A 22,603-nucleotide genomic window follows, 5' to 3' on the forward strand; every position below is an offset into this window, starting at 1 on the left:
CCACGGCCTTGTGATTCAATTCCGGCTGATGTATAGGCTCGCCGACCGTTTTAGAAGCCGTGGCTTTTCAATAGCTGCGGCTTCGAGTTTTAAAAAGGGGCGCATCGACGCAGGCCACGGGCCCGTCGGCAGCGCCACAAGCCAGGAAGCACGACAATGAAGGCCGACATCCATCCCGATTACCACACCATCAAGGTCGTCATGACCGATGGCACCGAATACATGACCCGTTCGACCTGGGGCAAGGAAGGCGATACGATGAACCTCGATATCGACCCGACCACGCACCCGGCCTGGACCGGCGGCCAGCAGACCCTGCTCGACCGCGGCGGCCGCTTGTCGAAGTTCAAGAAGCGCTTCGAAGGTTTCGGCCTCTAAGCTGGCCACGCCTGCACAATCTAAAAAACCCGCCCCAGAGGCGGGTTTTTTGTTGCGACCAAGGTAGGTCACTCAAGCTGGCGCAGGCGCCCCCACCCCGCTGCGCGCAGCGACCCTCCCCACAAGGGCGAAGGTAAGGGTCTACCCTTCCAATAACTCCCGTAGCGCCATGCGCTTGTAGGCGGCCACCAGCCTGTCGCCCTCCTGCCGGTCGACCGAGATCGCCAGCCGCACCGCGGCCTCGCCCATCTGCCAGACCAGAAACGCCGTCGTCTCCAGCGCTACCGGATCGGCATCGGGTTGCAGCCGCTTGAGGACCGCGGTCAGGAATTCGGCATTGGCGCGGCTGTCGGCGAGTTCGAGCTGGCGCAGCGCCTTGTCGGCCTGGGTACCCGACCATATGTCCCGCATCACCGGCTCGGCCAGGAACAGCCGGTAGTAGATATCGACCAGCTCCGAAAACGCCTGCCGGAGGCCTTCGGCGTCGGTGACATCCTTGAGTGCCGAGGAGATGCAGGCCTGGCTTTCGGCGGTGTAACGCTCGGCCAGCGCCCAGACGATCGCCCGCTTGTCGGGAAAGAACTGGTAGAGCGAACCGATCGACACCCCGGCCCGTTCTGCCACCTCGCCCATGCGCATGGCGTCGCTGCCTTGTTGGGCAATCAACGCAGAGGCTGCGGCCAGCATCCGTTCGACCCGCTCGCGGCTGCGTTGCTGCGTCGGCGCCCGCCGCGGCGATGCGACCTGCTCCTGGGCAGATGCGGGCGCTGCTGTGTCTTCCATGACTGTCTCCGGTCTCGAGAAAATTGCCAACAACGGCTTGACTCGCAAAATACGAGGGTTTATCACGTTTTGCAAATGTGAGGATTACTCATATTTTCAAACAGAGGAAAAACCACAATGACTGACACCAAACCAATCCTGATCCTCGGCGGCACCGGCAAGACCGGCCGTCGCCTCGCCGAGCGGCTGACCGCACAGGGCGTTCCCGTGCGCATCGGCTCGCGCTCCGGCAGCCCACGCTTCGACTGGGAGGTTCCGGCGACCTGGGGCCCGGCCCTGCAAGGCGTGCGTGCCGTCTACATCAGCTACTATCCCGACATCGCCGTGCCGGGCGCGGCCGAGACCGTCGAGGCCTTCGCCAGGCTTGCAGTGGCCAATGGCATCACCCGGCTGGTGCTGCTCTCCGGACGCGGCGAGACCGAGGCCCAGCGCGCCGAAGAGATGGTTAAAGCCTCGGGCGCCGACTGGACGATCCTGCGCTGTGCCTGGTTTTCGCAGAACTTCAGTGAAGGCTTTCTCATCGAGTCCTTGCTCGAAGGCGAGGTTGCCTTGCCGGTCGGCACTGTCGGTGAGCCCTTCATCGATGCCGACGACATTGCCGACGCTGCCTTCGTCGCGCTGACCGAGCCAGGCCATGTCGGGCAGCTCTATGAGCTGACCGGGCCGCGTCTGCTGAGCTTCGCCGACGCCGTCGCCGAGATTGCCAAGGCGGCCGGTCGCGACATCCGCTATCTCAAGGTCTCGCATGACGAATTCACCACCGCGATGGCCGCATATGAACTGCCGCCTGAAATCGCCTGGCTGCTCAACGAGCTGTTCACCGAAGTGCTCGACGGCCGTAACGAGACGCTGACCGATGGCGTCCAGGCTGTGCTCGGCCGCGCGCCGAAAGACTTTTCCGCCTACGCACATGAAACCGCCGCAACCGGCATCTGGAGCAACTGAGATGATCAAGTTTCTTCCCACCCTCACCATCATTGCCGCAATCGGTTCGGGCGTCGTCGGCGGCGTGTTCTTCGCCTTTTCCAACTTCGTCATGGCGGCGCTTGCCCGGCTGCCCGTCTCTCAAGGCATTGCGGCGATGAATTCGATCAACATCACGGTGATCACCCCGACCTTCATGACGGCGCTGTTCGGCACCGGCCTGCTCTGCCTGGTGCTTATCGCCGCCGCCATCATGGGCTGGAGCCAGTCCGGTTCGTACTGGTTGCTTGCCGGGGCGGTGATCTACCTGATCGGCAACCCGATCGTGACCATGGTCTTCAATGTGCCGCTCAACGATGCGCTCGCTGCCGTCGATCCAGCCAGCGCCAATGGCGCCGCCGTCTGGGCAAACCATCTGAACCAATGGGTGATGTGGAACCACGTCCGCACCATCACCGCCATCGTATCGATGGCCTGCTTCATCTTCGCGTTGCTCTAGGAGGCTGAAAGCAAAAAGACCCCGCTCAGGCGGGGTCTTTTTGCGTGTGACCCTTACGGTCGGAATGGCCTAGATCGCGGTCCGGATCGATGACGTCGCGCACCAACTGCTTGAGCTTGGCGGCGTCGGGAAAGCCGCCGTCGCGTTTGCGGTCCCAGACCAGCACCTCGTTGCAGGAAATGGTGAAGATGCCGCCGGTGCCCGGCACCAGCGTCACTTCGCCCAGATCCGTGCCGAAGGTCGAGAGCAGTTCCTGCGCCATCCAGCCGGCGCGCAACAGCCACTGGCACTGCGTGCAATAGGTGATGCGGATGGTGGGCAGCTGGCTCATGTCCGAGTTTCGATCACGCCGCGCTGAGCTTGGCCATGGTCTCGTCGTCGACCTCGAAATTGGCGTAGACGCTCTGCACGTCGTCATCGTCTTCGAGCGTCGCCACCAGCTTCATCAGCGACTGGGCGCGTTCTTCGTCGACCGGAACATTGTTCTGCGGCTGCCAGATCGGCTTCACCGATTCGGCCTCGCCGAGCGAGGCTTCCAGCGCCTTCGACACTTCGCCCATGCTCTCGAAGGCACAGTAGATGGTATGGCCTTCCTCGTCCGATTCCACGTCATCGGCGCCGGCCTCGATCGCCGCGTCCATCACCTTGTCGGCGCTGCCGACAGAGGCCGGATAGTAGATCTCGCCGGCGCGGTTCCACATGAACGACACCGAGCCGGTTTCGCCGAGCGCACCGCCGGCCTTGGTGAAGGCGGCGCGCACATTCGAGGCCGAGCGGTTGCGGTTGTCGGTCAGCGCCTCGACGATCAGTGCCACGCCACCCGGGCCGTAGCCTTCATAGCGCACCGCCTCGTAGTTTTCGGCATCGCCCATCGACGCCTTGTTGATGGCGCGTTGGATATTGTCCTTCGGCATAGACACCGCCTTGGCGTTCTGGATGGCCAGGCGCAGGCGCGGGTTCATCGACGGATCCGGCGTCCCGCTCTTGGCGGCGACGGTGATTTCGCGCGCCAGCTTGGAAAACATTTTCGACCGCACCGCGTCCTGGCGGCCCTTGCGGTGCATGATGTTCTTGAACTGTGAATGGCCAGCCATGGCACCCCTGTCGTCTTCGGCTAGAGCATTACGAAGCGAGGCGACGATACCCGGCCTTCCCGCAAATGCTCGAATTTAAATTTCAGAACGTCTCTCGCATGCCTGCGAAGGCATACGGCGCTCTTTGTCGGAATGGCCGGCTTATAGATAAATCGGCTCAATTCGTCCAGACACGGCGTTCACAGCGCCCCGGCGAGCAGCTTCAATGCCCACCACCGGATTTCCTGCGCCGCCGCGCCAGCATGTTGAGTCCTTCGACCAACGCCGAGAAACCCATGGCGGCATAGATGTAGCCCTTGGGAACATGATAGCCCATGCCGTCGGCGATCAGCGTCATGCCGATCATTAGCAGGAAGCCCAAGGCCAGCATGACGATGCTCGGGTTCTTGGCGATGAAATTGGCCAGCGGCCCGGCCGCCAGCATCATCACGCTCACCGCCACGATCACGGCGATATACATGATGGCGATCTCGTCGGTCATGCCGACGGCGGTGATGATGGAATCGATGGAAAAGACGAGGTCGAGCAGCAGGATCTGGAAAATGGCGCCGGCAAGCGAGATCTGCAGCGTCTCGCCCAGCATCGTGTCCTTGTGATCCTCCGGATCGACCGTGTGATGGATTTCCTTGGTCGCCTTCCACACCAGGAACAGGCCGCCGGCAATCAGGATCAGGTCGCGCCAGGAAAAGCCGTGGCCGAAAGCGGTGAACACCGGCGTCGTCAGCTGAACGATGATCGAGATGGTGGCGAGCAGCACCAGCCGCATGACCAGCGCCGCCGAAATGCCGAGGCGGCGGGCGCGGGCGCGCTGCGCTTCCGGCAATTTGTTGGTCAGGATCGAGATGAAGATCAGATTGTCGATGCCGAGCACGACCTCGAGCACAATCAGCGTCAGCAACGCGACCCAGGCGGTGGGGTCAGAGACAAATTGAAAATGCGGCGCCAGGAATTCGATGAGCTGCATGGAGGTCGTCCCCTCTACGATCTGAAGCAGGTGTCGCCGCCAGTTAGGTACTGCGTGCGTCTATATCAATGTCACGACCAGAAGGACGGCGCTGTTTCCTCCAGCCGCGGCCCGCGACGAAACGGCGCGATCTTCTCGGTCAGCCCGGTGCGGTCGGAAATATCGACGCCGATGCCACACAATGTCGCCGGTCCGGTCGCCGCCTCGAACCGGCCTTTCGGCACCTTCGACAGGAAGCGGTTGAGCGGTTCTTCCTTGTCCATGCCGAGCGAGGAATCATAATCGCCACACATGCCGGCGTCGGACATGTAGCCGGTGCCGCCATTGAGGATCTGGTGGTCGGCGGTGGGCTGGTGCGTGTGGGTGCCAATGACGAGACTGGCGCGACCGTCGACGAAATGCGCGAAGCACATTTTCTCCGAAGTCGCCTCAGCGTGAAAGTCGATGACCACGGCATCGGCCTGCTCGCCCAGCGGACAGGCCGCCAGCTCGCGCTCGCCGGTCTGGAACGGATCGTCGAGTTCGGGATGCATGAACACCCGGCCCATAATGTTGGCGACCAGCACGCGTGCGCCGTTTTTGGCGATGTAGACGCCGGAGCCGCGCCCCGGCGTGCCCTTGGGAAAATTGGAGGGACGCAAAAAGCGCTCCTCGCGCGGCGCAAAGATCAGCGCGTCGCGCTGGTCCCAGACATGGTTGCCGGTGGTGACGACATCGGCGCCGGCGGCAATGGTGTCGCGAAAAATGTCTTCGGTGATGCCGAAACCGCCGGCGGCGTTCTCACCATTGACGATGACGAAATCGAGTTTGAAGTCGGAGATCAGGCCGGGCAGTTGTTCCCACACTGCCGTACGTCCCGATTTGCCCACCATGTCGCCGAGGAAGAGAAGTCTCATGCCCACTTCTATCCAGAGGCGAGGACGCTAGGCAAGCGCTACCCCGGCGATTGGCGCTAACGCCGGCCGAAAGTATCGCGCTGCTGGTGGAGCGGCTTTGCATTCGCGCCCGCAACGCGAACAGGCGACGCTATCGGCGACGCCGGCGGCGCGTTGCGTCCGCGCAGCCAGAAAAACCAGACGTAGAAAGCGGTGAACCCGCCCGAAACGGCAAAGAGCAGCAACCCGCCGCGCCAGCCCTTCATAGCGGCGGTATCGAGGGACGATGGATCGGCGGGGTCGTAGTACAGTTCCACCTGGTCGCCTTTGGACGTGGTGTAGAGACCGATATCCTTCGCCTTGCCGGACCAACTCATCGGTGCATCGTTGGCGACATAGGCGATGGCGACATTGATGCCTTTCGTGGTCAGGCCGTTTTTCTGCGTTTCGGTATAGGGACTGACATCCGTCACGGTGGCGACCGTCTGATGCCAGGCGAACTGGTGATGCAGGGCGGTTCCGACAATGTGCAAGCCCATCGCGAACAGCGTCACCGCGATGAGGACGAGCGGCATCAGCAGGTAGCGTGCTAAGACAAACATGACGACCGCCATCGGCTCGGATTGTATTGCGGAGAATACTATCCGGCATGTCTTGGAAACGCGTTAATGCATGTCGCTCAAAAGTGGTCCCGGTTTTGAGATAACGACATACATCAAACTAAGATCGCGAACTTTTAAGCGAAACGGCGCAGTCCGCTCTCGGTGAGTATTTCCTGGATGATGACGTCATGTGGCTCGTCCGGGACCAGCGCCACCTCCTGGCAGTCGAATGCGATGCCGATCAGCCGTGGCGGCAAGCCCTTGTCGATCAGCCTGGCGATGGCGCGGTCGTAATAGCCGGCGCCGTAGCCGATGCGATGGCCACGGTTGTCGAAGGCGGCGAGCGGCACCAGCATCACCGCGGGGTCGAGCACCTCGGCCTCCTCATGCGGACCGACCGTGCCGAATCCCATCTCGACCATCGGCGCGCCGCGCACCAGTTCGCGAAAGACGATTGTGGTCTTGTCGAGAATGGCCGGCAGGCAAAGCCTGGCTCCCTTCTCGCGCAAGGCAAACATCAGCGGCCTTACGTCGACTTCCGACCGCATCGGCCAGAAGGCTGAAACGATCTGGCCAGGCTCGATAGCGAGGTGATCGCGCGCCGTCTCGGCCATCTCAAGCGCTATCTCCACTCGCCACATCGGATCGAGCGCATCGCGGCGGCCGAGAGCTTCGCGGCGCAGTTGTTTCTTCAGGTCTTTTAAGGATGTCATGCGCTGAACGATAGAAAAGGTCGGTTTCTGGCGGCGTTTTAGGAGCGACGTTTTCTACCGCATCATCCACCAAATGCGTGGACGCGGGCAAGAAGTGACGATCCACACAACCGGTGGAGAGAGCGATCCCGGGAACCTACAAAGTAGGTGGGCGCCGTATGAGAAAACCCACGGGTCTTCCCAGGGACAGCTCCCTAAGGATCGTTAAGGCCCCGGGGAAAATGTTCTCCTGCCGGGAAGCACAGACCGTCCTCCCCAATATAGGCCGCTGGTCGGTCCAGCGCCAGTGACACGAGCCGATGTTTCCATTTCAGATGCACGCCCTTTTCGTCACGACCGGCTCGCCCTTGCACAGGCCGGGCGGCGTCCTTACGGTCGCGATGACCAACCGAGGAGCAAGCATGCGTTTTGAAGGCACGGCGGCCTATGTCGCCGACAAGGATCTGATGGTGGCGGTCAATGCGGCGATCGCGCTGGAGCGGCCCTTGCTGGTCAAGGGCGAGCCCGGTACCGGCAAGACCGAACTTGCCAGGCAAGTGGCGGCGGCACTCGGCCTCGACCTGATCGAATGGCACGTCAAGTCGACGACGCGCGCGCAGCAAGGACTCTACGAATATGACGCGGTCTCGCGGCTGCGCGACAGCCAGCTCGGCGACGAGCGCTTCAACGACATCAGGAACTACATCAAGCGCGGCAAGCTGTGGGAGGCGTTCGCGGCCGGCAAGAAGGTCGTGCTTTTGATCGATGAGATCGATAAGGCCGACATCGAGTTCCCCAACGATCTGTTGCAGGAACTCGATCGGATGGAGTTCTTCGTCTACGAGACCGGCGAGACCATTCGCGCCGCGGTCCGGCCGATCGTCATCATCACCTCCAACAACGAGAAGGAACTGCCCGACGCCTTCCTGCGCCGCTGCTTCTTCCACTACATCCGCTTTCCGGACGTCGACACGCTGCACAAAATCGTCGACGTCCACTATCCCGGCATCAAGCAGAACCTGGTCCGGGCGGCGCTGACCCAGTTCTACGAGATCCGTGATGTGCCGGGGCTGAAGAAGAAGCCGTCGACCTCCGAGGCGCTCGACTGGATCCGCCTGTTGGTCGCCGACGACATCGCACCCGAGGATCTGCGCGCCGACCCCAAGAACGCACTGCCCAAACTGCATGGCGCATTGCTGAAGAACGAGCAGGACGTGCACCTGTTCGAACGCCTGGCTTTTATGGCCAGACGGCAAGGTTAGGCCGTGTCAGAAGATCACGCGGAGCTTGAGGTTGCCATCGTTCGCTGGATCGACGACGAGCCGCAGCCGGGGATTGTCGAATTTGAGTTCAGCGACCGATTTGGTCGCCAATGGCATTTCCGCGAGAAACAAGCCCTCGTTTCGAACGCATGGTTAGGTGCTGGCAACATCTATCCACAGCCCGGCAGCTTGCGTTGCCGGGTGCTGTCTCAGAGCCAGGATAGTGAAGGCCGTTCGATAGCGGAAATTGATACGTCTCGACCGTGGTATGTGGAATCGATTGAGGAGGTCAGTCGCTTCCAAGTCTTTGCCAGCCAGCTTTTGCGGGCAGGCCCGTCAAGCCAAGGCGGCTCCCAGGATTAGAAGGTATCTGTGCGTGGACCCTTGTCGTGCTGACGGGCATTGCCGAAGCTGACCTATCACATGGAGAGCATTTCATGACCGAGATCACCGTCCGCCCGCTGGCGCAGGCCGACCATGCCGACTGGCGGCGTCTGTGGACTGCCTACCTCACCTTCTACGAAACCAAGCTCCCTGACGAGGTGTATGACATCACCTGGAAACGGCTGTTCACGGACGGAGAATTCGAGCCGAAGGGTTTTATCGCCACGCTCGACGGCAAGGCGGTCGGCCTGACCCACTATCTCTACCATCGCTCCGGCTGGTCCGAAAAAAACAACTGCTACCTGCAGGACCTGTTCGCCGACCCTGATGTGCGCGGCAAGGGCGTGGGTGCGGCGCTGATCGAGGCGGTAAAGCAGGAGGCCGGCAAGATTGGCGTCAAGAACGTCTACTGGATGACCCACGAGACCAACACCACCGCGCGCAAGCTCTACGACCGCGTTGCTCGGCGGACTGGCTTCATCGAGTACGATCTGCTGTAGATAGCCCATGTTCATCCCCTTCTTCCTCGAACTGAAGGCCGCGCGGGTGCCCGTTTCGCTCAGGGAGTATCTGTCGCTGCTGGAGGGGCTGGAAGCCGGTCTGGTCGATTATGACGTCGAGGGTTTTTATTACCTCGCCCGCGCCGCTCTGGTGAAGGACGAGCGTCATATCGACCGCTTCGATCAGGTGTTCGCGCATGTCTTCAAGGGCATTGAAGCGCTTGGCGGACCGGATGCGGTCGATGTCGCCAACATCCCCGAGGAGTGGCTGCGCCGGCTCGCCGAAAAGCATCTGACCGAGGAGGAGAAAAAACTGGTCGAGGCGCTCGGCGGTTTCGACAAGCTGATGGAGACGCTGAAGCAGCGGCTCGAGGAACAAAAAGGCCGGCACCAGGGCGGATCGAAATGGATCGGCACCGGCGGCACTTCGCCTTTCGGCGCCTATGGCTACAATCCCGAAGGCGTGCGCATCGGCCAGCACGAAAGCCGCAACCGCCGTGCGGTGAAGGTGTGGGACAAGCGCGAGTTCAGGAATTTCGACGACGCCGTCGAGCTCGGCACCCGCAACATCAAGGTGGCGCTGAAGCGGCTGCGCCGCTGGGTGCGCGAGGGCGCGGAGGAAGAGTTCGACCTGCCCGGCACCATCCATGCCACCGCCGAGCACGGCTATCTCGACGTGCAGACGCGCCCCGAACGGCGCAATGCTGTGAAGCTTCTGATGTTCTTCGATGTCGGCGGCTCGATGGACGATCACATCAAAAGCGTCGAGGAGCTGTTTTCGGCCGCCCGCGCCGAGTTCCGCCAGCTCGAATATTTTTACTTCCACAACTGCCTCTATGAGGGCGTGTGGAAGGACAACCGCCGCCGCCATGCCGAGGTGATTTCGACCTTCGACCTGCTTCACAAATACGGCCCGGACTACAAGGTGATCGTCGTCGGCGACGCCTCGATGAGCCCTTACGAGATTGCGCACCCCGGCGGTTCGGTCGAGCACTGGAACCCGGAAGCCGGCGCCGTCTGGCTCGGCCGCCTGTTGCAACAATGGCCGAACGCGGTCTGGCTGAACCCCGAAAACCCTGAGAATTGGGGCTTCACCCACTCGATCGCCATGATCCGCGATATCTTCGGCGGCCGCATGTTCCCGCTGACGCTGGCCGGGCTCGAAGCCGCGACCAAGCAGCTCTCACGCAAGCATTGAGCCCCAAACACGCCTCTGCGCTGGGCAGGCGTGTAACAAATGCTTATGTTGGTGCGAATACTGGCTGCAACCAACAACAAGCCGCCAAGGCTGAGGAGATTAGATGGATACCCATACCTACCCCGTTACCCGCACTGACGCCGAATGGCGTGCCCGGCTGACGCCGGAGCAGTATGCCGTCATGCGCGGCCACGGCACCGAACGGCCCGGAAGCTGCGCTTTGCTCTACGAAAAGCGCGCTGGCACCTTTTCCTGCGTCGGCTGCGACCAGCCGCTGTTCGAATCCAAGCTGAAGTTCGAGAGCGGCACCGGCTGGCCGAGCTTCAATGACCCGGTGCCCGGTTCGGTCGAGAACACCGTCGACCGCAGCTACGGCATGGTCCGCACCGAATGCCACTGCTCGCGCTGCGGCAGCCATCTCGGCCATGTCTTCGAGGACGGTCCGCCGCCGACCGGCCTGCGCTATTGCATCAATGGCGTGGCGCTGAAATTCGAACCGGCGGCTTAAACCGCAACCCGGTCATCATCTCTTGCACAGGGCGGCTCCGGCCGCCCTTTTTCGTGCCCCGCCGGCGTCTCAGACAACGACCACCAGGATCAACCATAGCGCGGAACCGAGCATCATCAGCGAGGCCTTGGCGCCGCCGGCCTTTTCGGCGATTCGCCAGACGGCCAGGGTCAGGAATATGTTGTAGGGCACCGGCGCGAAATGCACGGCCAGCACCACGGCCAGCGGCAGCTTCAGCCCGAGCAGGACGAGCGCGACCACCGACGACGCGACGTTGATCGCGGTGCCGACAACGACCATGTCGCGCCAGAACAGGCGATCGAGCGACACGGCACCGTGCCAGCGCGAGCGGAAGAAGCCGGCCGTTCCGCCCGTCTTGCCACCTTCGCTCCCCGCGGGTCCTGGCATCAGCTCAACTCTTTCATTCTGAGCGATCCCGAGCGCGGCATGCGCGCACGACGATCGCGTAGAAGCATATGGCTTGGCGATCGCCGTCAAACAATCGCAAAATCTTTCCGGATGGCCCTTGCCTGCATCCGCCGCAAAGCTAATTTGCTGACCGTGCTGTTCCTTCGTCCCGAGGTCGCCTGCCAGGGAGGTCTTCGATGAGCGACAAAAGCTACAATGTCCTGTTCCTGTGCAACGCCAATGCGGCGCGCTCGATCATGGGCGAAGCCATCCTAAACCGCATCGGCGCTGAGAAATTCAAGGCCTTCTCCGCCGGGTCGCAGCCGAAGGGCACCGTCAATCCCTACGCGCTGCAGCTGCTCGAGAGCCTCAACTACGACACCGGCTTCGCCCGCTCGAAAGGCTGGGACGAGTTTGCAAAGCCCGACGCGCCGGAAATGGATTTCGTCTTCACCGTCTGCGATAGCACCGCCAACGAGACCTGCCCGGTCTGGCCCGGCCACCCGATGACCGCACTGTGGGCGATACCGGATCCGGCCAAGGCACAAGGCACCGACGCCGAAATGCATCTGGCCTTCGCCGATGCCTATCGCATGCTCAACAACCGCATATCGCTGTTCACCAACCTGCCGATGGACGCGCTGGGCCACATGGCGTTGCAGCAGCATCTGGATGAGATCGGACGCGACGCGCCGAAGCCGAATTAGCGCCAGCCGATCTCAGCCTGTCCCAGCACCTCAGTAGCGGCGTGCTCGAAGCGCGAGCATTCCGTCACCAGCCAGTCGGCCATGGCCGGCCAGTTGTCCTCGGCAAAGCAGTTCACCCGCCACATCGAATTGATGCCGAGCCCATCGCAGCTCTGTTCCGGCCTGAGCTTCAGCCTGCCTTCGATCGCCGGCTGGAAAGGCTTCAGCCGCGACCAGGCTTCAGTGGCGCCGAACTTCTCGTTGCGGCCGAAGAAGACGCCGACATGGTTTTGCGCCGGCGCGACATACATGGACAGGACCAGGGCGAAGTCCGGCAGCCCGCGCTGCCAGAACCAGGGTCCGCGCCGCGCCATGGATGCGCGTTCCTCCGGATGCCGTTCGGCGAACAGCGCCCAGAAGCTGCGTTGGCGGAATTCAGAGGCGCGGCGGGCGCCGAAGTCGAATTCGCTCATGGCCGGCTGCCCCGCTGCCCGAGACCGTTTCGAAATTCGTTCTAGCGAGTCATTTGATGGCGTTTTGAGAACCGTAGCGTAGCGGACATTTGGGTCCGTGCGCAACGGAAGCGCAGAAAACGCCATCAGACGGCCGATGCGGCAGGTGCCGCATTTGGTCTCGCCCGAGGACGGCGCGGACCCGTCAGACCTCGCGGCCTCTGACGAATGAGATCAGTGCTTCCTATCAGCCGCGCGATGCATAGCGGCAAATTCCGCCAAGGTCGGAAAATGACCTCCGACCTTCGGCTGGGCAAGAGGACGCTTCGTTGCACCTGGCCCCTCCATCCCAAACCTGCGGTCAATCCAAACGCTGGCGAGCCCGATGCTCTCTGCCGGCGCATGATCATGAAACAGACTCTGCGCCACATGAAGGACTTCGTCTTGCTGAATGCCCAGATCCTGGTTCAGCCTGTCGAACAGGAAACGAAAATTGTCCAGATCCGGCTTGTAGCTGCCAATATCTTCCGCCGTGTAAACGGCATCGAAGCTGATCCCGAGCTTACGGTTTGAAGCCGCGAAACTCTGGCCGTCGACATTGGACAATACGACCAAACGGAAATGCTGTTTCAGATAGGCCAGCGCCTCCCTGGAATCCGGAAAGGCAGGCCAATCGGGCACCGAGGTGCCGAAACGTTCATGCAGATCGGCCTGCGCGGTGACACCCCAATGTCGAGCGAGCCTTGCGTGCACTGCCGCCAACAGTGTTCTGTAATGCAAGGAAGGAGTCTCGGCTTCCTGCAGCGTCTCTATTTCCCCATAGGTTTCCAACGCTTCGTCCCGGCTGATTTCGCGATCTGCGATGCTCAAAAGCGGCTGAAGCGCGTTCCAGATGCCGGTTTCCCAGTCGATCAGCGTGCCATAGACGTCGAATGTCAGCACTTTGAAACGAGTCAAATCCATATCGGTGATCCTCACACACGTGGAATTTTCGCATCCGTAGCGCCGCGCGAGGCCGATATCTCGGCAAAACCTTCCGGAATTTAGGCTTTTCCTCCCGATCTTCCGAGCAGATTCCGGCGAACTTCAGCCGGGGTTGAGTTTCGCTCCCGCCGCAGGTGGGCATCGCTCTCGGTTATGAGACGCCGCCGGCCTCCGGCCACGCGCCTCAGACCATGCCGAGCGCGGCCTTGTAGAGATCGAGGATGGTTTCCTCTTCCTGCCGCTCGGCCTGGTCCTTCTTGCGCAGCCGGATGATCGAGCGCATCGCCTTGGTGTCGAAGCCGGTGCCCTTGGCCTCAGCAAACACTTCCTTGATGTCGTCGGCGATGGTCTTCTTTTCTTCCTCGAGCCGCTCGATGCGCTCGATGAAGGCGCGCAACTGGCCGGCGGCAACAGTCTGGCTGGTCTCGGTGATGTCGTCGGCCATGTTTTTCTCCGCTTCTTTTTAGGCGCCGCGATTCTGGCGCGGCAAAATTGGAGCGGGTTCGATGCCCGAGCGGGCGCGGCGGGTCAAGCCATTATCGATGCTTCGTGGACGGCTGCTGCCAGCCGTCCCCAATGTGATCGATCGCATCACCCAAAGGCGATCAGCAAATCCTTCGCGTCGATCTGGTCGCCGGCCTTGACCAGCACTTCGGCCACCGTGCCGTCGCGCTCGGCATGCAGCGCGGTCTCCATCTTCATGGCTTCGATCGACAACAGCACATCGCCAGCCTTGACCGCCTGGCCGGCGGCAACAGCAAGCGCGGAGACCACGCCCGGCATCGGCGCGCCGACATGCGCCTCGTTGCCGGGTTCTGCCTTGCGCCGTGCCTTGGCCGCCGAGGCGCCATGCGCCCTGTCCGGCACCCGGACGCGGCGCGGCTGGCCGTTGAGCTCGAAGAACACGGTGACCATGCCCTTCTCATCGACATCGCCGATCGCAAGACAGCGCACCACAAGCGTCTTGCCTTTTTCGATGTCCAGGAAGATCTCGTCCTCGGACTTCATGCCGTAGAAATAGGTTGGCGTCGGCAAGACGCTGACAGGCCCGTAGGTCTCCTGCGCGGCGGCGAAGTCGGTGAACACCTTCGGATACATCAGCCAGGACGCGAATTCGTACTCCGAGAGCTTGCGCTCCAGCTTCTCCTCAATTTCCTTGCGGCTGGCCTTGAGGTCGGCCGGCCTGAGCAGCGAGCCCGGCCGCACGGTGATCGGTTTGCTTTCCTTCAGTGCCTTCTTCTGCAGCTTCGCAGGCCAGCCGCCGGGCGACTGGCCGAGATCACCGCGCAGCATCGAGACGACCGAGTCCGGGAAAGCGATGTCCTTGGCCGGGTTTTCGACGTCGGCGACAGTGAGGTCCTGGCTCACCATCATCAGCGCCATGTCGCCGACCACCTTGGATGACGGCGTCACCTTGACGATGTCGCCGAACATCAGGTTGACGTCGTGATAGGCTTGGGCCACCTCGTGCCAGCGCGTCTCCAGCCCGAGCGAGCGCGCCTGTTCCTTGAGGTTGGTGAACTGGCCGCCCGGCATCTCGTGCAAATAGACCTCCGAGGCAGGCCCCTTGAGGTCGCTTTCGAAGGCGGCGTACTGGTTACGCACCGCTTCCCAATAGAAGGAGATGTTGCGGATCCATTGCGGATCGAGACCAGGATCGCGCTCGGTTCCCTTCAGCGCCTCGACAATCGAGCCAAGGCAGGGCTGCGAGGTGTTGCCGGAGAAGGAATCCATCGCCGCATCGATGGCGTCGACGCCGCTTTCCACGCCCGCCAGCACCGTCGCCGCCGACAGGCCTGACGTATCGTGGGTGTGGAAGTGGATCGGCAAATCGGTCGCCTCGCGCAGCGCCTTGAACAGCACGCGTGCGGCAGCCGGTTTCAACAATCCCGCCATGTCCTTGACGGCGATGATGTGGGCGCCGGCGGCCTGCAATTCCTTCGCCAGCCCGACATAGTATTTGAGGTCGTATTTGGCGCGCGCCGGATCGAGGATATCGCCGGTGTAGCAAATCGCCGCTTCGACCAGCTTGCCCTCGGCGCCCACCGCGTCCATGGCGACGCGCATATTCTCGACCCAGTTCAGGCAGTCGAAGACGCGGAACAGGTCGACGCCGCCACTTGCTGCCTGTTTGACGAAATGCTGCACGACATTGTCGGGATAGTTGGTGTAGCCGACGCCGTTGGCGCCGCGCAGAAGCATCTGCAGCAAAAGATTGGGGGCGGCCTCGCGCACTTTGCTCAGCCGCTCCCACGGATCCTCGGTGAGGAAGCGCATGGCGACGTCGAAGGTGGCGCCGCCCCAGCATTCCAGCGACAGCAGCCGCGGCAGCGCCCGCGCATAGGTGCCGGCAATGCCGGCAATGTCATGCGTGCGCATGCGGGTGGCGAGCAGCGACTGATGGCCGTCGCGCATCGTCGTGTCGGTGACCAGCACCTCCTTTTGCTCACGCATCCAGGCGGCGAATTTCTCCGGCCCCAGCGCGTCGAGTTTCTGCTTGCTGCCGCCCGGCACATTGCCGTTGAGATAGGGCACGATCGGCGCGGCCGCATCGGCCTTCGGCATCGGACGGCCACGGGTTTCGGGATGGCCGTTGACACTGACGTCGGCCAGATAGTTGAGCAGCTTGGTGGCACGGTCCTGCCGCTTCACCTGCTCGAACAGTTCCGGCGTCGTATCGATGAACCTGGTCGTGTAGGAATTGTCGGCGAAGCGCGGGTGGTTGATGATCGCCTCGAGGAAGGTGAGATTGGTCGCCACGCCGCGGATGCGGAACTCGCGCAAGGCCCGGTTCATGCGGGCGATCGCCTCTGCCGGTGTCGGCGCCCAGGCCGTCACCTTCTCCAGCAGCGGATCGTAGAAGCGGGTGATGACCGCGCCCGAATAGGCGGTGCCGCCGTCGAGGCGAATGCCGAAACCGGCGGCTTCGCGATAGGCGGTGATGCGGCCGTAATCCGGAATGAAACTATGCTCCGGATCCTCGGTGGTGATGCGGCACTGCAGCGCGTGGCCGTTCAGCCTGATGTCGGCCTGCACCGGCACGCCCGATTCCTTCGTGCCGATGGCAAAGCCGTCCAGGATGTGGATCTGCGCCTTGACGATGTCGATGCCGGTCACCTGCTCGGTGACGGTGTGCTCGACCTGGATGCGCGGATTGACCTCGATGAAGTAGAATTTGCCGGTGTCGGCGTCCTGCAGGAACTCCACCGTGCCGGCGCCGATATAGCTGGTCTCGCGCGCGATCTTGAGCGCATAGCCGCAAAGCTCCTGGCGCAATGCCTCGCTGAGGTAGGGCGCCGGCGCCCGCTCGACGACCTTCTGGTTGCGGCGCTGGATCGAACAGTCGCGCTCGAACAGATGCACGGCATTGCCGTGCGTGTCGCCAAGCACCTGGACCTCGACATGGCGGGCGCGCTCGATCAGCTTTTCGAGATAGACCTCGTCCTTGCCGAAGGCGGCCTTGGCCTCACGCTTGCCTTCGGTGACTTCGCGGACCAGATCGGCCTCGGCGCGGATGGCGCGCATGCCGCGCCCGCCACCACCCCACGATGCCTTGAGCATCACCGGATAGCCGATTTCCTTGGCCAATTTCTTGACCGTGTCCATGTCGTCCGGCAGCGGGTCGGTTGCCGGGATCACCGGCACGCCGACCTCGATGGCGAGATTGCGCGCGGCGACCTTGTTGCCGAGCCGGCGCATCGTGTCTGGCTTCGGGCCGATAAAGGTGATGCCAGCCTCGGCGCAGGCATCTGCGAATTCAGGGCTTTCCGACAAAAGGCCATAGCCCGGATGGATGGCGTCGGCGCCGGACAACCTGGCGACGCGGATCACTTCCTCGATCGACAGATAGCTTTCGATCGGTCCCATATCCTTGGCCAGATGCGGCCCGCGCCCCACCTGGTAGCTTTCATCGGCCTTGAACCGATGCAGCGAATATTTGTCCTCCTCGGCCCAGATCGCCACGGTTTTGAGGCCGAGTTCGTTGGCCGCGCGAAAGACGCGGATGGCAATTTCGGACCGGTTGGCGACGAGGATCTTCGTGATGGCCAAGGAAGAAGGCTCCGGACAGGGAGGGATGGGGGCTCAGCAATGATTAACGCGAAAATGCTGCAGTGCAACCAAAATCGGGAGGCGATTAAACCGATTTAAATAAATTCTAGCACTGCAAAGCGAAAGACTGCGTGCGAATGGCGTCGCGAAGTGACGCGAATTGTCATCCCGCGCACAATCCGCTCCCGGCTAATGGTTCCTTTTTAGCCAATGCCGTCGCTACGCGCTCCGGCAGGTCAAAGAAAAATGCCCGGCGCAAGCGCCGGGCATTTCGTAGGGATTGCGTTATCCGATCAGGTCTTCGGCAGCCAGGTGATCTTGCCGTCCGGACCCTTCTTCCACTCGTACATGATGTAGCCCGGGAGCTTCGGATCGCCCTTCTCGTCATAGGCGAGGTCGCCCAGAACGGTCTTGAACGGACCCTTCTCATGCAGCGCCTTGGCCACTTCCACCGGGTCGTTCGTCTTGGCCACGGCAGCGGCCTCCGCGATCACCTGCATGGCAGCGTAGGCGTAGAGCGTGTAGGCTTCCGGTTCAAAGCCCTGGGCGCGGAACTTCTCGACCAGTGCCTTGTTCTCGGGGATCAGGCGCGGATCCGGACCGAAGGTGTTGAGCGTGCCGATAACCGCGTCGCCGGCGATCGCAGCCAGCTCGTCGGTGACGATGCCGTCGCCCGACATCAGGGTAGCCTTGAGGCCCTGGTCAGCCGACTGGCGGATGATCAGGCCGGCTTCCGTATGCAGGCCGCCCCAATAGATCAGGGTGACGCCGGCGTCCTTCATCTTGGCGATCAGCGCCGAGAAGTCCTTGTCGCCGACATTGACGCCTTCGTACATGACTTCCGTCAGGCCGGCTGCGTTCATCGTCTTCTTGGTTTCGTCGGCAAGGCCCTGACCGTAGGGGGTCTTGTCGTGGATGACGGCAACCTTGGCGTCCTTGAAGTTGGCCGCGATATAGGCGCCGGCAATGCCGCCCTGCTGGTCGTCGCGTCCGCAGGTGCGGAACACGTTCCACAGGCCGCGCTCGGTGAATTTCGGGTTGGTCGCCGCCGGGGTCACTTCGACGATGTTGTTGTCGACATAGACTTCCTGCGAGACCGGAATCGAGACGCCCGAGTTGAAGTGGCCGACCACGAACTTGACGCCATCGCCGACGAACTTGTTGGCGACCGAGATGCCTTGCTTCGGATCGGAGACGTCGTCGCCGACTTCAAGCTTGATCTGCTCGCCATTCATACCGCCTGCTGCGTTGATGTCAGCGACGGCCGCTTCCGCACCCTTCTGCAGCTGCGCACCGAAGGCCGCATTCGGACCGGTGATCGGACCGGCGACGCCGACGAGGACGTCAGCCCATGCGTTACCGCCGAACGCGACAAGCGCGGTCAGGGCAACGGCGGACAAAAGTGATTTCTTCATTTAAACGCTCCCATTTACGAGGTGGGCGTGGATGATACTTTCATGCGATGCCCACCCTTATCGCAGAAAGCGTACTTTGCCGATTTTCAGGCCCTTGTCACGCCGATTCATCCCCGAAACGGCGTTAATGATGAACGTCAGCCTTTCGGTTTCCAGCTTAAGATCGAAGCCCGTTCGTAAAGCCAATTATACTGCGTCACCATTTGGTTGGTGCGCGTGTATTGATAGCCGACAAACCCCAATATCATGAGCACGATTGTATCCACGACATAGTATTGCAGTGAAAACATCGTGCCGCCGAACAGGGCATGATGAATGAACCTTATGCCGATGCCGAGCCCCAGCAGGTAGACGAACAGCACCGGCAGGCTGCGCCATGTCTGAGCGCTGGCCTTGCCGGTCATCCATGCCGCCCAGCCGCCGAGCAGACAGGTGACGAAGAAGAACTGCCAGATGGAAGGTTCCTCGTGAAGAATGCCTTGCATGGTGAAGACTCCTGAAATCAGTGGTGGCCGCCTTCGAGATAGGCCGCGCGCACTTCCGGATTGGCGAGCAATTCCTTGCCGGTGCCGCTCATGGTCACGTTGCCGTTGACCATGACATAGCCACGCGTGGCGAGCTTGAGCGCGCCGAAGGCGTTCTGCTCGACCAGGAACACGGTCAGCCCTTGCGTGCGGTTCAGCTCGCGGATGGCGTCGAAGATCTGCTTGACGATCAGCGGTGCCAGACCCAGCGACGGCTCGTCGAGCAGGAGCAGCTTCGGCCGCGCCATCAGCGCGCGTCCGATCGACAGCATCTGCTGCTCGCCGCCCGACAGCGTGCCGCCGCGCTGGGCGATGCGCTCCTTGAGGCGCGGGAACAGCGTGAACACCTTCTCGGCATCCTCGTCATAGTGCTTGAGGTTGTCGAGACCGGCCCCCATCTGCAGGTTTTCCATCACCGTCATGCGCGGGAAAATGCGCCTGCCCTCCGGCGACTGCGCGATGCGCAAGCGCGCGATCTCGTGCGTCGGCATCTGGGTAATGTCGGTACCGGCGAAAGTGATGGTGCCGGCACGGGCCCGCGGCGCCCCGAAAATGGTCATCATCAGCGTCGACTTGCCGGCGCCATTGGCGCCGATCAGCGCGACGATCTCGCCCTGGTTGACGTGAACATCGACGCCGTTCAGCGCCTTGATGTTGCCGTAGTAGGTCTCGACGCCCCTGATATCGAGCAGCGTTGTCTCGGCCATCACTTACGCCCTCCGCGCGGCTTTGATGTCGGGGATTTCCCGGCGGGCTTGGCCGTGGCCCGCTCGGTCGGTTTTCTCGGCGCGACGTTGGCCTTTGCATCGAGTTGAGCTGCCTTCGAGGCGCCTTTCGACACCGTGACCCGCTCGCCCTCGCTGTGGCCGATCGTGTCGCTCACCGGGCCGGCGAGATAGGAAGACGACGAGCCAGGTCCGTGCGCCGTGTCAGGCCCTATGTCCAGCTGCTCGATGACGTCTTCATCGCCGACTTCGGTCAGCACCGTCTCGACCTCCTCGTCGTCGACGCCGAGATAGGCGGCGATGACGCGCGGGTCGGTGCGCACCGATTGCGGGCTGCCGTCGGAAATCTTGCGGCCATATTCGAGCACCACGACATGGTCGGAAATCTGCATGACCACCGACATGTCGTGCTCGATCAGCAGGATCGAGGTGCTGCTCTTGATGTCCATCAGCAGCGAATTGAGCGCGGCCGATTCCTTCGGATTGAGGCCGGCCGCCGGCTCGTCGAGACACAGAAGCTCAGGCCCCGTGCACATGGCGCGCGCGATCTCGAGGCGCCGCTGCGCGCCATAGGGCAGGTCCCCGGCCGGGTCGTCGGCGCGATCGACGAGATCGGCCTTCTCCAGCCAGTGCTTGGCAAGCTCCACCGATTCGGCCGAGGCCCTGCGGTAGCCGCCGATCCCGAACAGGCCCAGGATCGTATAGCCCGATGCCTTCATCAGCTTGTTGTGCTGGGCAACCAGGAGGTTCTCCAGCAGCGTCATGCCGGAGAACAGCCGGATGTTCTGGAAGGTACGCGCCACCTTGGCGCGCGCCGGGATCTCGTGGTTAGGCAGCCGTTCGAGCAGGAAGCTCGAGCCGTCGGCACCGTTAAGCGTGATCATGCCTTCCGACGGCTTGTAGAAGCCGGTGATGCAATTGAAGACGGTGGTCTTGCCGGCGCCGTTGGGTCCGATCAGCGCGGTGATCTCGCCGCGCTTGGCCTGGAAGGACAGGTCGCCGATGGCGACCAGGCCGCCGAACTTCATCGACAGATGCTCGACCTGGAGGATGGCGTCTTTCATGCCCGCATTGGCCTTCTGAATCGAACTCGCATTCATCAGCCGTGTCCTTCCTTGGTGAAGGAACTGGAGACCGCTCTTCGCTCCTTGAGGAAGGCTGTCGGTTCACGACTGCCGACGAAGCCGCGCGGCTTCCAAAGCATGACGATGACCATGGCCATGCCGAACAGAAGCATGCGGTAAAGCTCCGGCGTGAAGTCCTTGCCGAAGACCTGCTTGAGGAAGTCGAGTTCGCGCAGCGCCTCGGTGCCGCCGATCATCACCATTGCGGCGACCGCAATGCCGACCAGCGAGCCCATGCCGCCGAGCACGACGATGGCCAGGATGATCGCCGATTCCAGGAAGACGAAGGATTCAGGGCTGACGAAACCTTGCCGTGCGGCGAAGAACGCGCCGGCAAAACCGCCGAACATGGCGCCGGTGGCAAAGGCGGTGAGCTTGGTGGTGGTGGTGTTGATGCCGAGCGAGCGGCAGGCGATCTCGTCCTCGCGCAGCGCCTCCCAGGCGCGGCCGACAGGCATGCGCCTGAGCCTGATGGTGACGAAGGCGGTCAGCAGCGCCAGCGCCAGGATCAGATAGTAGAGGAAGATCTTGTAGTAGGCGCTCGACTGGGCGATGTGCAGCACCTTGCCGATATAGTTCGGGTCCGTCGAATTGAACGTCATCAGGCCGAAGAACGTGACCTTCGGGATACCGGAGATGCCGGCCGAGCCGTTGGTGACTTCACGCCAGTTGATCAGCACCAGGCGGATGATCTCGCCGAAGGCCAGAGTGACGATCGCCAGGTAGTCGCCACGCAGCCGGAGCACAGGAAAGCCGAGCATCACGCCCCAGAAGGCGGCCATGGCGCCGGCTGTCGGCAGCAGGATCCAGAACGACAGGCCATAATGCGAACCGAGCAGCGCATAGGCATAGGCGCCGACCGCGTAGAAGGCGACGTAGCCGAGATCGAGCAGGCCGGCGAGGCCGACGACGATGTTCAGCCCCCAGGCCAGCATCACATAGATCAGGATCTGGATGCCGAAATTGTCGATCCACTTCAGCGAGCCCTGCAGCCCGCCGACGAACGACCACGACATCAGCGACAACACGCCGACGACCAGGATCGGATAGAGCACCAATGCGGTGACCCCGAGCTTGGTGAAATTGTCGTGGATGTAGGCGCGGAAGTAAAAGATCACGCAGGCCAGCGCATAGATGACGGCCAGCGCGCGCAGGAACTGCAGATAGCCGGCCAGACCATCGCCCACCAGCCCCGGCAAGGCGCCGCCGAACACAAACAGTATGGCTGCCAGCACGATGGCAACGATGAAGGCCGGAAGCAGGAAGAAGCGCGACGCCACGCTGGCCGGCAACAGGCCGGTGGCGACATTGGCGATCTTCTGATTGGCCATGAAGGGCTGGCCATAGGCAATGTAGAAGAAGCGGCCAAGCATGGTCAGCACGACCACGGTGATGAGCAGCCACCAGCGCGTTACCAGGATCAGCTGGTTGCTGATGTTCTGGTCGGTCTTCAGGCCGATGAACAGAACGAACAGGCCCAGCGAGATGGCACCGGCATAGAGCGCCTCACGAAATGCGCGCTGCACGGGGGAGGCGACGGTGTCGCGCTCCGAGGATACGGTAACCGCCATT

The 22,603-nt window shown here is 62.2% G+C and carries 25 protein-coding genes, 1 other RNA gene and 1 pseudogene; 9 read left to right on the forward strand and 18 right to left on the reverse strand.

The features are described from left to right. Nucleotides 1-156 precede the first annotated feature (156 nt). Nucleotides 157-378 (forward strand): 50S ribosomal protein L31, encoded by a 222-nt coding sequence (gene rpmE / locus AC04SH_RS03445; RefSeq protein ID WP_112559687.1) that lies wholly within the window; start codon nucleotides 157-159, stop codon nucleotides 376-378. 141 nt (nucleotides 379-519) lie between these two features. Here rpmE and AC04SH_RS03450 read toward each other — a convergent pair whose 3' ends face one another. Further along, entirely contained in the window at nucleotides 520-1,161 is a 642-nt protein-coding gene (locus AC04SH_RS03450; RefSeq protein WP_488573944.1) for a TetR/AcrR family transcriptional regulator, read from the reverse strand. A gap of 117 nt (nucleotides 1,162-1,278) precedes the next feature. Between AC04SH_RS03450 and AC04SH_RS03455 the strand changes: the two genes are divergently transcribed. Together AC04SH_RS03455 and AC04SH_RS03460 are read left to right on the forward strand one after the other, a co-directional pair. Continuing rightward, nucleotides 1,279-2,106 (forward strand): NAD(P)H-binding protein, encoded by an 828-nt coding sequence (locus tag AC04SH_RS03455; protein WP_488573945.1) that lies wholly within the window; start codon nucleotides 1,279-1,281, stop codon nucleotides 2,104-2,106. A gap of 1 nt (nucleotide 2,107) precedes the next feature. Continuing rightward, nucleotides 2,108-2,584: an anthrone oxygenase family protein gene (locus AC04SH_RS03460; RefSeq protein ID WP_488573946.1), complete on the forward strand. Its 477-nt coding sequence runs from the start codon at nucleotides 2,108-2,110 to the stop codon at nucleotides 2,582-2,584. Nucleotides 2,585-2,609: 25 nt separating this feature from the next. Here the strand turns inward: AC04SH_RS03460 and AC04SH_RS03465 are convergent, their stop codons facing one another. The 7 genes from AC04SH_RS03465 to ssrS all read right to left on the reverse strand — a co-directional run bounded on the left by AC04SH_RS03465 (nucleotide 2,610) and on the right by ssrS (nucleotide 7,083). Continuing rightward, complete coding sequence (locus AC04SH_RS03465; protein ID WP_488553067.1) at nucleotides 2,610-2,915, reverse strand: Rdx family protein; 306 nt, start codon at nucleotides 2,913-2,915, stop codon at nucleotides 2,610-2,612. A 13-nt stretch (nucleotides 2,916-2,928) separates the two neighbouring features. Further along, nucleotides 2,929-3,678, reverse strand: coding sequence for a YebC/PmpR family DNA-binding transcriptional regulator (locus tag AC04SH_RS03470; RefSeq protein WP_112559692.1), 750 nt, complete (start codon nucleotides 3,676-3,678; stop codon nucleotides 2,929-2,931). 202 nt (nucleotides 3,679-3,880) lie between these two features. After that, the gene (locus tag AC04SH_RS03475) at nucleotides 3,881-4,642 is read right to left on the reverse strand and encodes a TerC family protein (protein ID WP_142869731.1); all 762 of its coding nucleotides are present in this window, start codon (nucleotides 4,640-4,642) and stop codon (nucleotides 3,881-3,883) included. A gap of 71 nt (nucleotides 4,643-4,713) precedes the next feature. Continuing rightward, entirely contained in the window at nucleotides 4,714-5,538 is an 825-nt protein-coding gene (locus AC04SH_RS03480) for a TIGR00282 family metallophosphoesterase (RefSeq protein ID WP_488573947.1), read from the reverse strand. A 56-nt stretch (nucleotides 5,539-5,594) separates the two neighbouring features. Beyond that, nucleotides 5,595-6,131, reverse strand: a complete 537-nt coding sequence (locus tag AC04SH_RS03485; protein ID WP_488573948.1) for a hypothetical protein — start codon at nucleotides 6,129-6,131, stop codon at nucleotides 5,595-5,597. A 122-nt stretch (nucleotides 6,132-6,253) separates the two neighbouring features. Next, nucleotides 6,254-6,832 carry a 5-formyltetrahydrofolate cyclo-ligase gene (locus AC04SH_RS03490; RefSeq protein WP_477235144.1) on the reverse strand — a complete coding sequence of 193 codons (579 nt, stop codon included), beginning with the start codon at nucleotides 6,830-6,832 and terminating at the stop codon, nucleotides 6,254-6,256. Nucleotides 6,833-6,927: 95 nt separating this feature from the next. Continuing rightward, nucleotides 6,928-7,083: non-coding RNA, 6S RNA (gene ssrS / locus AC04SH_RS03495), on the reverse strand. 150 nt (nucleotides 7,084-7,233) lie between these two features. Here ssrS and AC04SH_RS03500 point away from each other — a divergent pair. The 5 genes from AC04SH_RS03500 to msrB all read left to right on the forward strand — a co-directional run bounded on the left by AC04SH_RS03500 (nucleotide 7,234) and on the right by msrB (nucleotide 10,663). Further along, nucleotides 7,234-8,073, forward strand: coding sequence for an AAA family ATPase (locus AC04SH_RS03500; RefSeq protein WP_203280533.1), 840 nt, complete (start codon nucleotides 7,234-7,236; stop codon nucleotides 8,071-8,073). Nucleotides 8,074-8,076: 3 nt separating this feature from the next. Beyond that, the gene (locus tag AC04SH_RS03505) at nucleotides 8,077-8,436 is read left to right on the forward strand and encodes a hypothetical protein (RefSeq protein ID WP_488573949.1); all 360 of its coding nucleotides are present in this window, start codon (nucleotides 8,077-8,079) and stop codon (nucleotides 8,434-8,436) included. A gap of 74 nt (nucleotides 8,437-8,510) precedes the next feature. Beyond that, a complete protein-coding gene (locus tag AC04SH_RS03510; protein WP_203280531.1) occupies nucleotides 8,511-8,957 on the forward strand; it encodes a GNAT family N-acetyltransferase in 447 nt (148 codons plus the stop codon). A 7-nt stretch (nucleotides 8,958-8,964) separates the two neighbouring features. Beyond that, nucleotides 8,965-10,155: a vWA domain-containing protein gene (locus AC04SH_RS03515; protein ID WP_488573950.1), complete on the forward strand. Its 1,191-nt coding sequence runs from the start codon at nucleotides 8,965-8,967 to the stop codon at nucleotides 10,153-10,155. A gap of 103 nt (nucleotides 10,156-10,258) precedes the next feature. Then, nucleotides 10,259-10,663: a peptide-methionine (R)-S-oxide reductase MsrB gene (gene msrB, locus AC04SH_RS03520; protein ID WP_488573951.1), complete on the forward strand. Its 405-nt coding sequence runs from the start codon at nucleotides 10,259-10,261 to the stop codon at nucleotides 10,661-10,663. Nucleotides 10,664-10,732: 69 nt separating this feature from the next. Here the strand turns inward: msrB and AC04SH_RS03525 are convergent, their stop codons facing one another. After that, nucleotides 10,733-11,071 (reverse strand): hypothetical protein, encoded by a 339-nt coding sequence (locus tag AC04SH_RS03525; RefSeq protein WP_488573952.1) that lies wholly within the window; start codon nucleotides 11,069-11,071, stop codon nucleotides 10,733-10,735. A gap of 197 nt (nucleotides 11,072-11,268) precedes the next feature. Here AC04SH_RS03525 and AC04SH_RS03530 point away from each other — a divergent pair, with 197 nt between their 5' ends. Continuing rightward, on the forward strand, nucleotides 11,269-11,778 hold the full coding sequence (locus AC04SH_RS03530) for an arsenate reductase ArsC (protein WP_488573953.1): 510 nt from the start codon (nucleotides 11,269-11,271) through the stop codon (nucleotides 11,776-11,778). Here AC04SH_RS03530 and AC04SH_RS03535 read toward each other — a convergent pair. From AC04SH_RS03535 to livM, 9 genes and pseudogenes are all read right to left on the reverse strand, one after another. Continuing rightward, entirely contained in the window at nucleotides 11,775-12,230 is a 456-nt protein-coding gene (locus AC04SH_RS03535; RefSeq protein WP_488573954.1) for a hypothetical protein, read from the reverse strand. The two genes, AC04SH_RS03530 and AC04SH_RS03535, sit on opposite strands and share 4 nt — an antisense overlap. A gap of 213 nt (nucleotides 12,231-12,443) precedes the next feature. Beyond that, a complete protein-coding gene (locus AC04SH_RS03540) occupies nucleotides 12,444-13,172 on the reverse strand; it encodes a haloacid dehalogenase type II (RefSeq protein WP_488573955.1) in 729 nt (242 codons plus the stop codon). Nucleotides 13,173-13,377: 205 nt separating this feature from the next. After that, nucleotides 13,378-13,638, reverse strand: a complete 261-nt coding sequence (locus AC04SH_RS03545; protein ID WP_023800031.1) for a DUF2312 domain-containing protein — start codon at nucleotides 13,636-13,638, stop codon at nucleotides 13,378-13,380. Between the two features lie 146 nt (nucleotides 13,639-13,784). Then, a complete protein-coding gene (gene pyc / locus AC04SH_RS03550) occupies nucleotides 13,785-17,243 on the reverse strand; it encodes a pyruvate carboxylase (protein ID WP_488573956.1) in 3,459 nt (1,152 codons plus the stop codon). A 293-nt stretch (nucleotides 17,244-17,536) separates the two neighbouring features. Then, nucleotides 17,537-18,658 carry a branched-chain amino acid ABC transporter substrate-binding protein gene (locus tag AC04SH_RS03555; protein WP_477235161.1) on the reverse strand — a complete coding sequence of 374 codons (1,122 nt, stop codon included), beginning with the start codon at nucleotides 18,656-18,658 and terminating at the stop codon, nucleotides 17,537-17,539. A gap of 137 nt (nucleotides 18,659-18,795) precedes the next feature. Continuing rightward, nucleotides 18,796-19,143 (reverse strand): DUF6867 family protein, encoded by a 348-nt coding sequence (locus tag AC04SH_RS03560; RefSeq protein ID WP_477235163.1) that lies wholly within the window; start codon nucleotides 19,141-19,143, stop codon nucleotides 18,796-18,798. Between the two features lie 17 nt (nucleotides 19,144-19,160). After that, nucleotides 19,161-19,889, reverse strand: a complete 729-nt coding sequence (locus AC04SH_RS03565) for an ABC transporter ATP-binding protein (RefSeq protein ID WP_488573957.1) — start codon at nucleotides 19,887-19,889, stop codon at nucleotides 19,161-19,163. 14 nt (nucleotides 19,890-19,903) lie between these two features. Continuing rightward, nucleotides 19,904-21,007 (reverse strand): annotated as a pseudogene (locus AC04SH_RS03570) (ABC transporter ATP-binding protein); the annotation flags it as partial. Then, a complete protein-coding gene (gene livM, locus AC04SH_RS03575; protein WP_488573958.1) occupies nucleotides 21,007-22,602 on the reverse strand; it encodes a high-affinity branched-chain amino acid ABC transporter permease LivM in 1,596 nt (531 codons plus the stop codon). The pseudogene AC04SH_RS03570 and the gene livM, both read right to left, overlap by 1 nt. Between the last annotated feature and the right edge of the window lies 1 nt (nucleotide 22,603).

The sequence above is a fragment of the Mesorhizobium sp. CNPSo 4688 genome (assembly GCF_057784295.1).

Bases quoted from the DNA above. Each gene is read 5' to 3' on its own strand.
- AC04SH_RS03490 (WP_477235144.1), bottom strand. From the start codon at position 6,832: ATGACATCCTTAAAAGACCTGAAGAAACAACTGCGCCGCGAAGCTCTC.
- AC04SH_RS03565 (WP_488573957.1), bottom strand. From the start codon at position 19,889: ATGGCCGAGACAACGCTGCTCGATATCAGGGGCGTCGAGACCTACTAC.
- AC04SH_RS03465 (WP_488553067.1), bottom strand. From the start codon at position 2,915: ATGAGCCAGCTGCCCACCATCCGCATCACCTATTGCACGCAGTGCCAG.
- AC04SH_RS03475 (WP_142869731.1), bottom strand. From the start codon at position 4,642: ATGCAGCTCATCGAATTCCTGGCGCCGCATTTTCAATTTGTCTCTGAC.
- AC04SH_RS03460 (WP_488573946.1), top strand. From the start codon at position 2,108: ATGATCAAGTTTCTTCCCACCCTCACCATCATTGCCGCAATCGGTTCG.
- AC04SH_RS03525 (WP_488573952.1), bottom strand. From the start codon at position 11,071: ATGCCAGGACCCGCGGGGAGCGAAGGTGGCAAGACGGGCGGAACGGCC.
- AC04SH_RS03480 (WP_488573947.1), bottom strand. From the start codon at position 5,538: ATGAGACTTCTCTTCCTCGGCGACATGGTGGGCAAATCGGGACGTACG.
- AC04SH_RS03545 (WP_023800031.1), bottom strand. From the start codon at position 13,638: ATGGCCGACGACATCACCGAGACCAGCCAGACTGTTGCCGCCGGCCAG.
- AC04SH_RS03500 (WP_203280533.1), top strand. From the start codon at position 7,234: ATGCGTTTTGAAGGCACGGCGGCCTATGTCGCCGACAAGGATCTGATG.
- AC04SH_RS03560 (WP_477235163.1), bottom strand. From the start codon at position 19,143: ATGCAAGGCATTCTTCACGAGGAACCTTCCATCTGGCAGTTCTTCTTC.
- AC04SH_RS03530 (WP_488573953.1), top strand. From the start codon at position 11,269: ATGAGCGACAAAAGCTACAATGTCCTGTTCCTGTGCAACGCCAATGCG.
- livM (WP_488573958.1), bottom strand. From the start codon at position 22,602: ATGGCGGTTACCGTATCCTCGGAGCGCGACACCGTCGCCTCCCCCGTG.
- AC04SH_RS03510 (WP_203280531.1), top strand. From the start codon at position 8,511: ATGACCGAGATCACCGTCCGCCCGCTGGCGCAGGCCGACCATGCCGAC.
- AC04SH_RS03535 (WP_488573954.1), bottom strand. From the start codon at position 12,230: ATGAGCGAATTCGACTTCGGCGCCCGCCGCGCCTCTGAATTCCGCCAA.
- msrB (WP_488573951.1), top strand. From the start codon at position 10,259: ATGGATACCCATACCTACCCCGTTACCCGCACTGACGCCGAATGGCGT.
- AC04SH_RS03540 (WP_488573955.1), bottom strand. From the start codon at position 13,172: ATGGATTTGACTCGTTTCAAAGTGCTGACATTCGACGTCTATGGCACG.
- rpmE (WP_112559687.1), top strand. From the start codon at position 157: ATGAAGGCCGACATCCATCCCGATTACCACACCATCAAGGTCGTCATG.
- AC04SH_RS03485 (WP_488573948.1), bottom strand. From the start codon at position 6,131: ATGGCGGTCGTCATGTTTGTCTTAGCACGCTACCTGCTGATGCCGCTC.
- AC04SH_RS03515 (WP_488573950.1), top strand. From the start codon at position 8,965: ATGTTCATCCCCTTCTTCCTCGAACTGAAGGCCGCGCGGGTGCCCGTT.
- AC04SH_RS03455 (WP_488573945.1), top strand. From the start codon at position 1,279: ATGACTGACACCAAACCAATCCTGATCCTCGGCGGCACCGGCAAGACC.
- AC04SH_RS03470 (WP_112559692.1), bottom strand. From the start codon at position 3,678: ATGGCTGGCCATTCACAGTTCAAGAACATCATGCACCGCAAGGGCCGC.
- AC04SH_RS03450 (WP_488573944.1), bottom strand. From the start codon at position 1,161: ATGGAAGACACAGCAGCGCCCGCATCTGCCCAGGAGCAGGTCGCATCG.
- AC04SH_RS03555 (WP_477235161.1), bottom strand. From the start codon at position 18,658: ATGAAGAAATCACTTTTGTCCGCCGTTGCCCTGACCGCGCTTGTCGCG.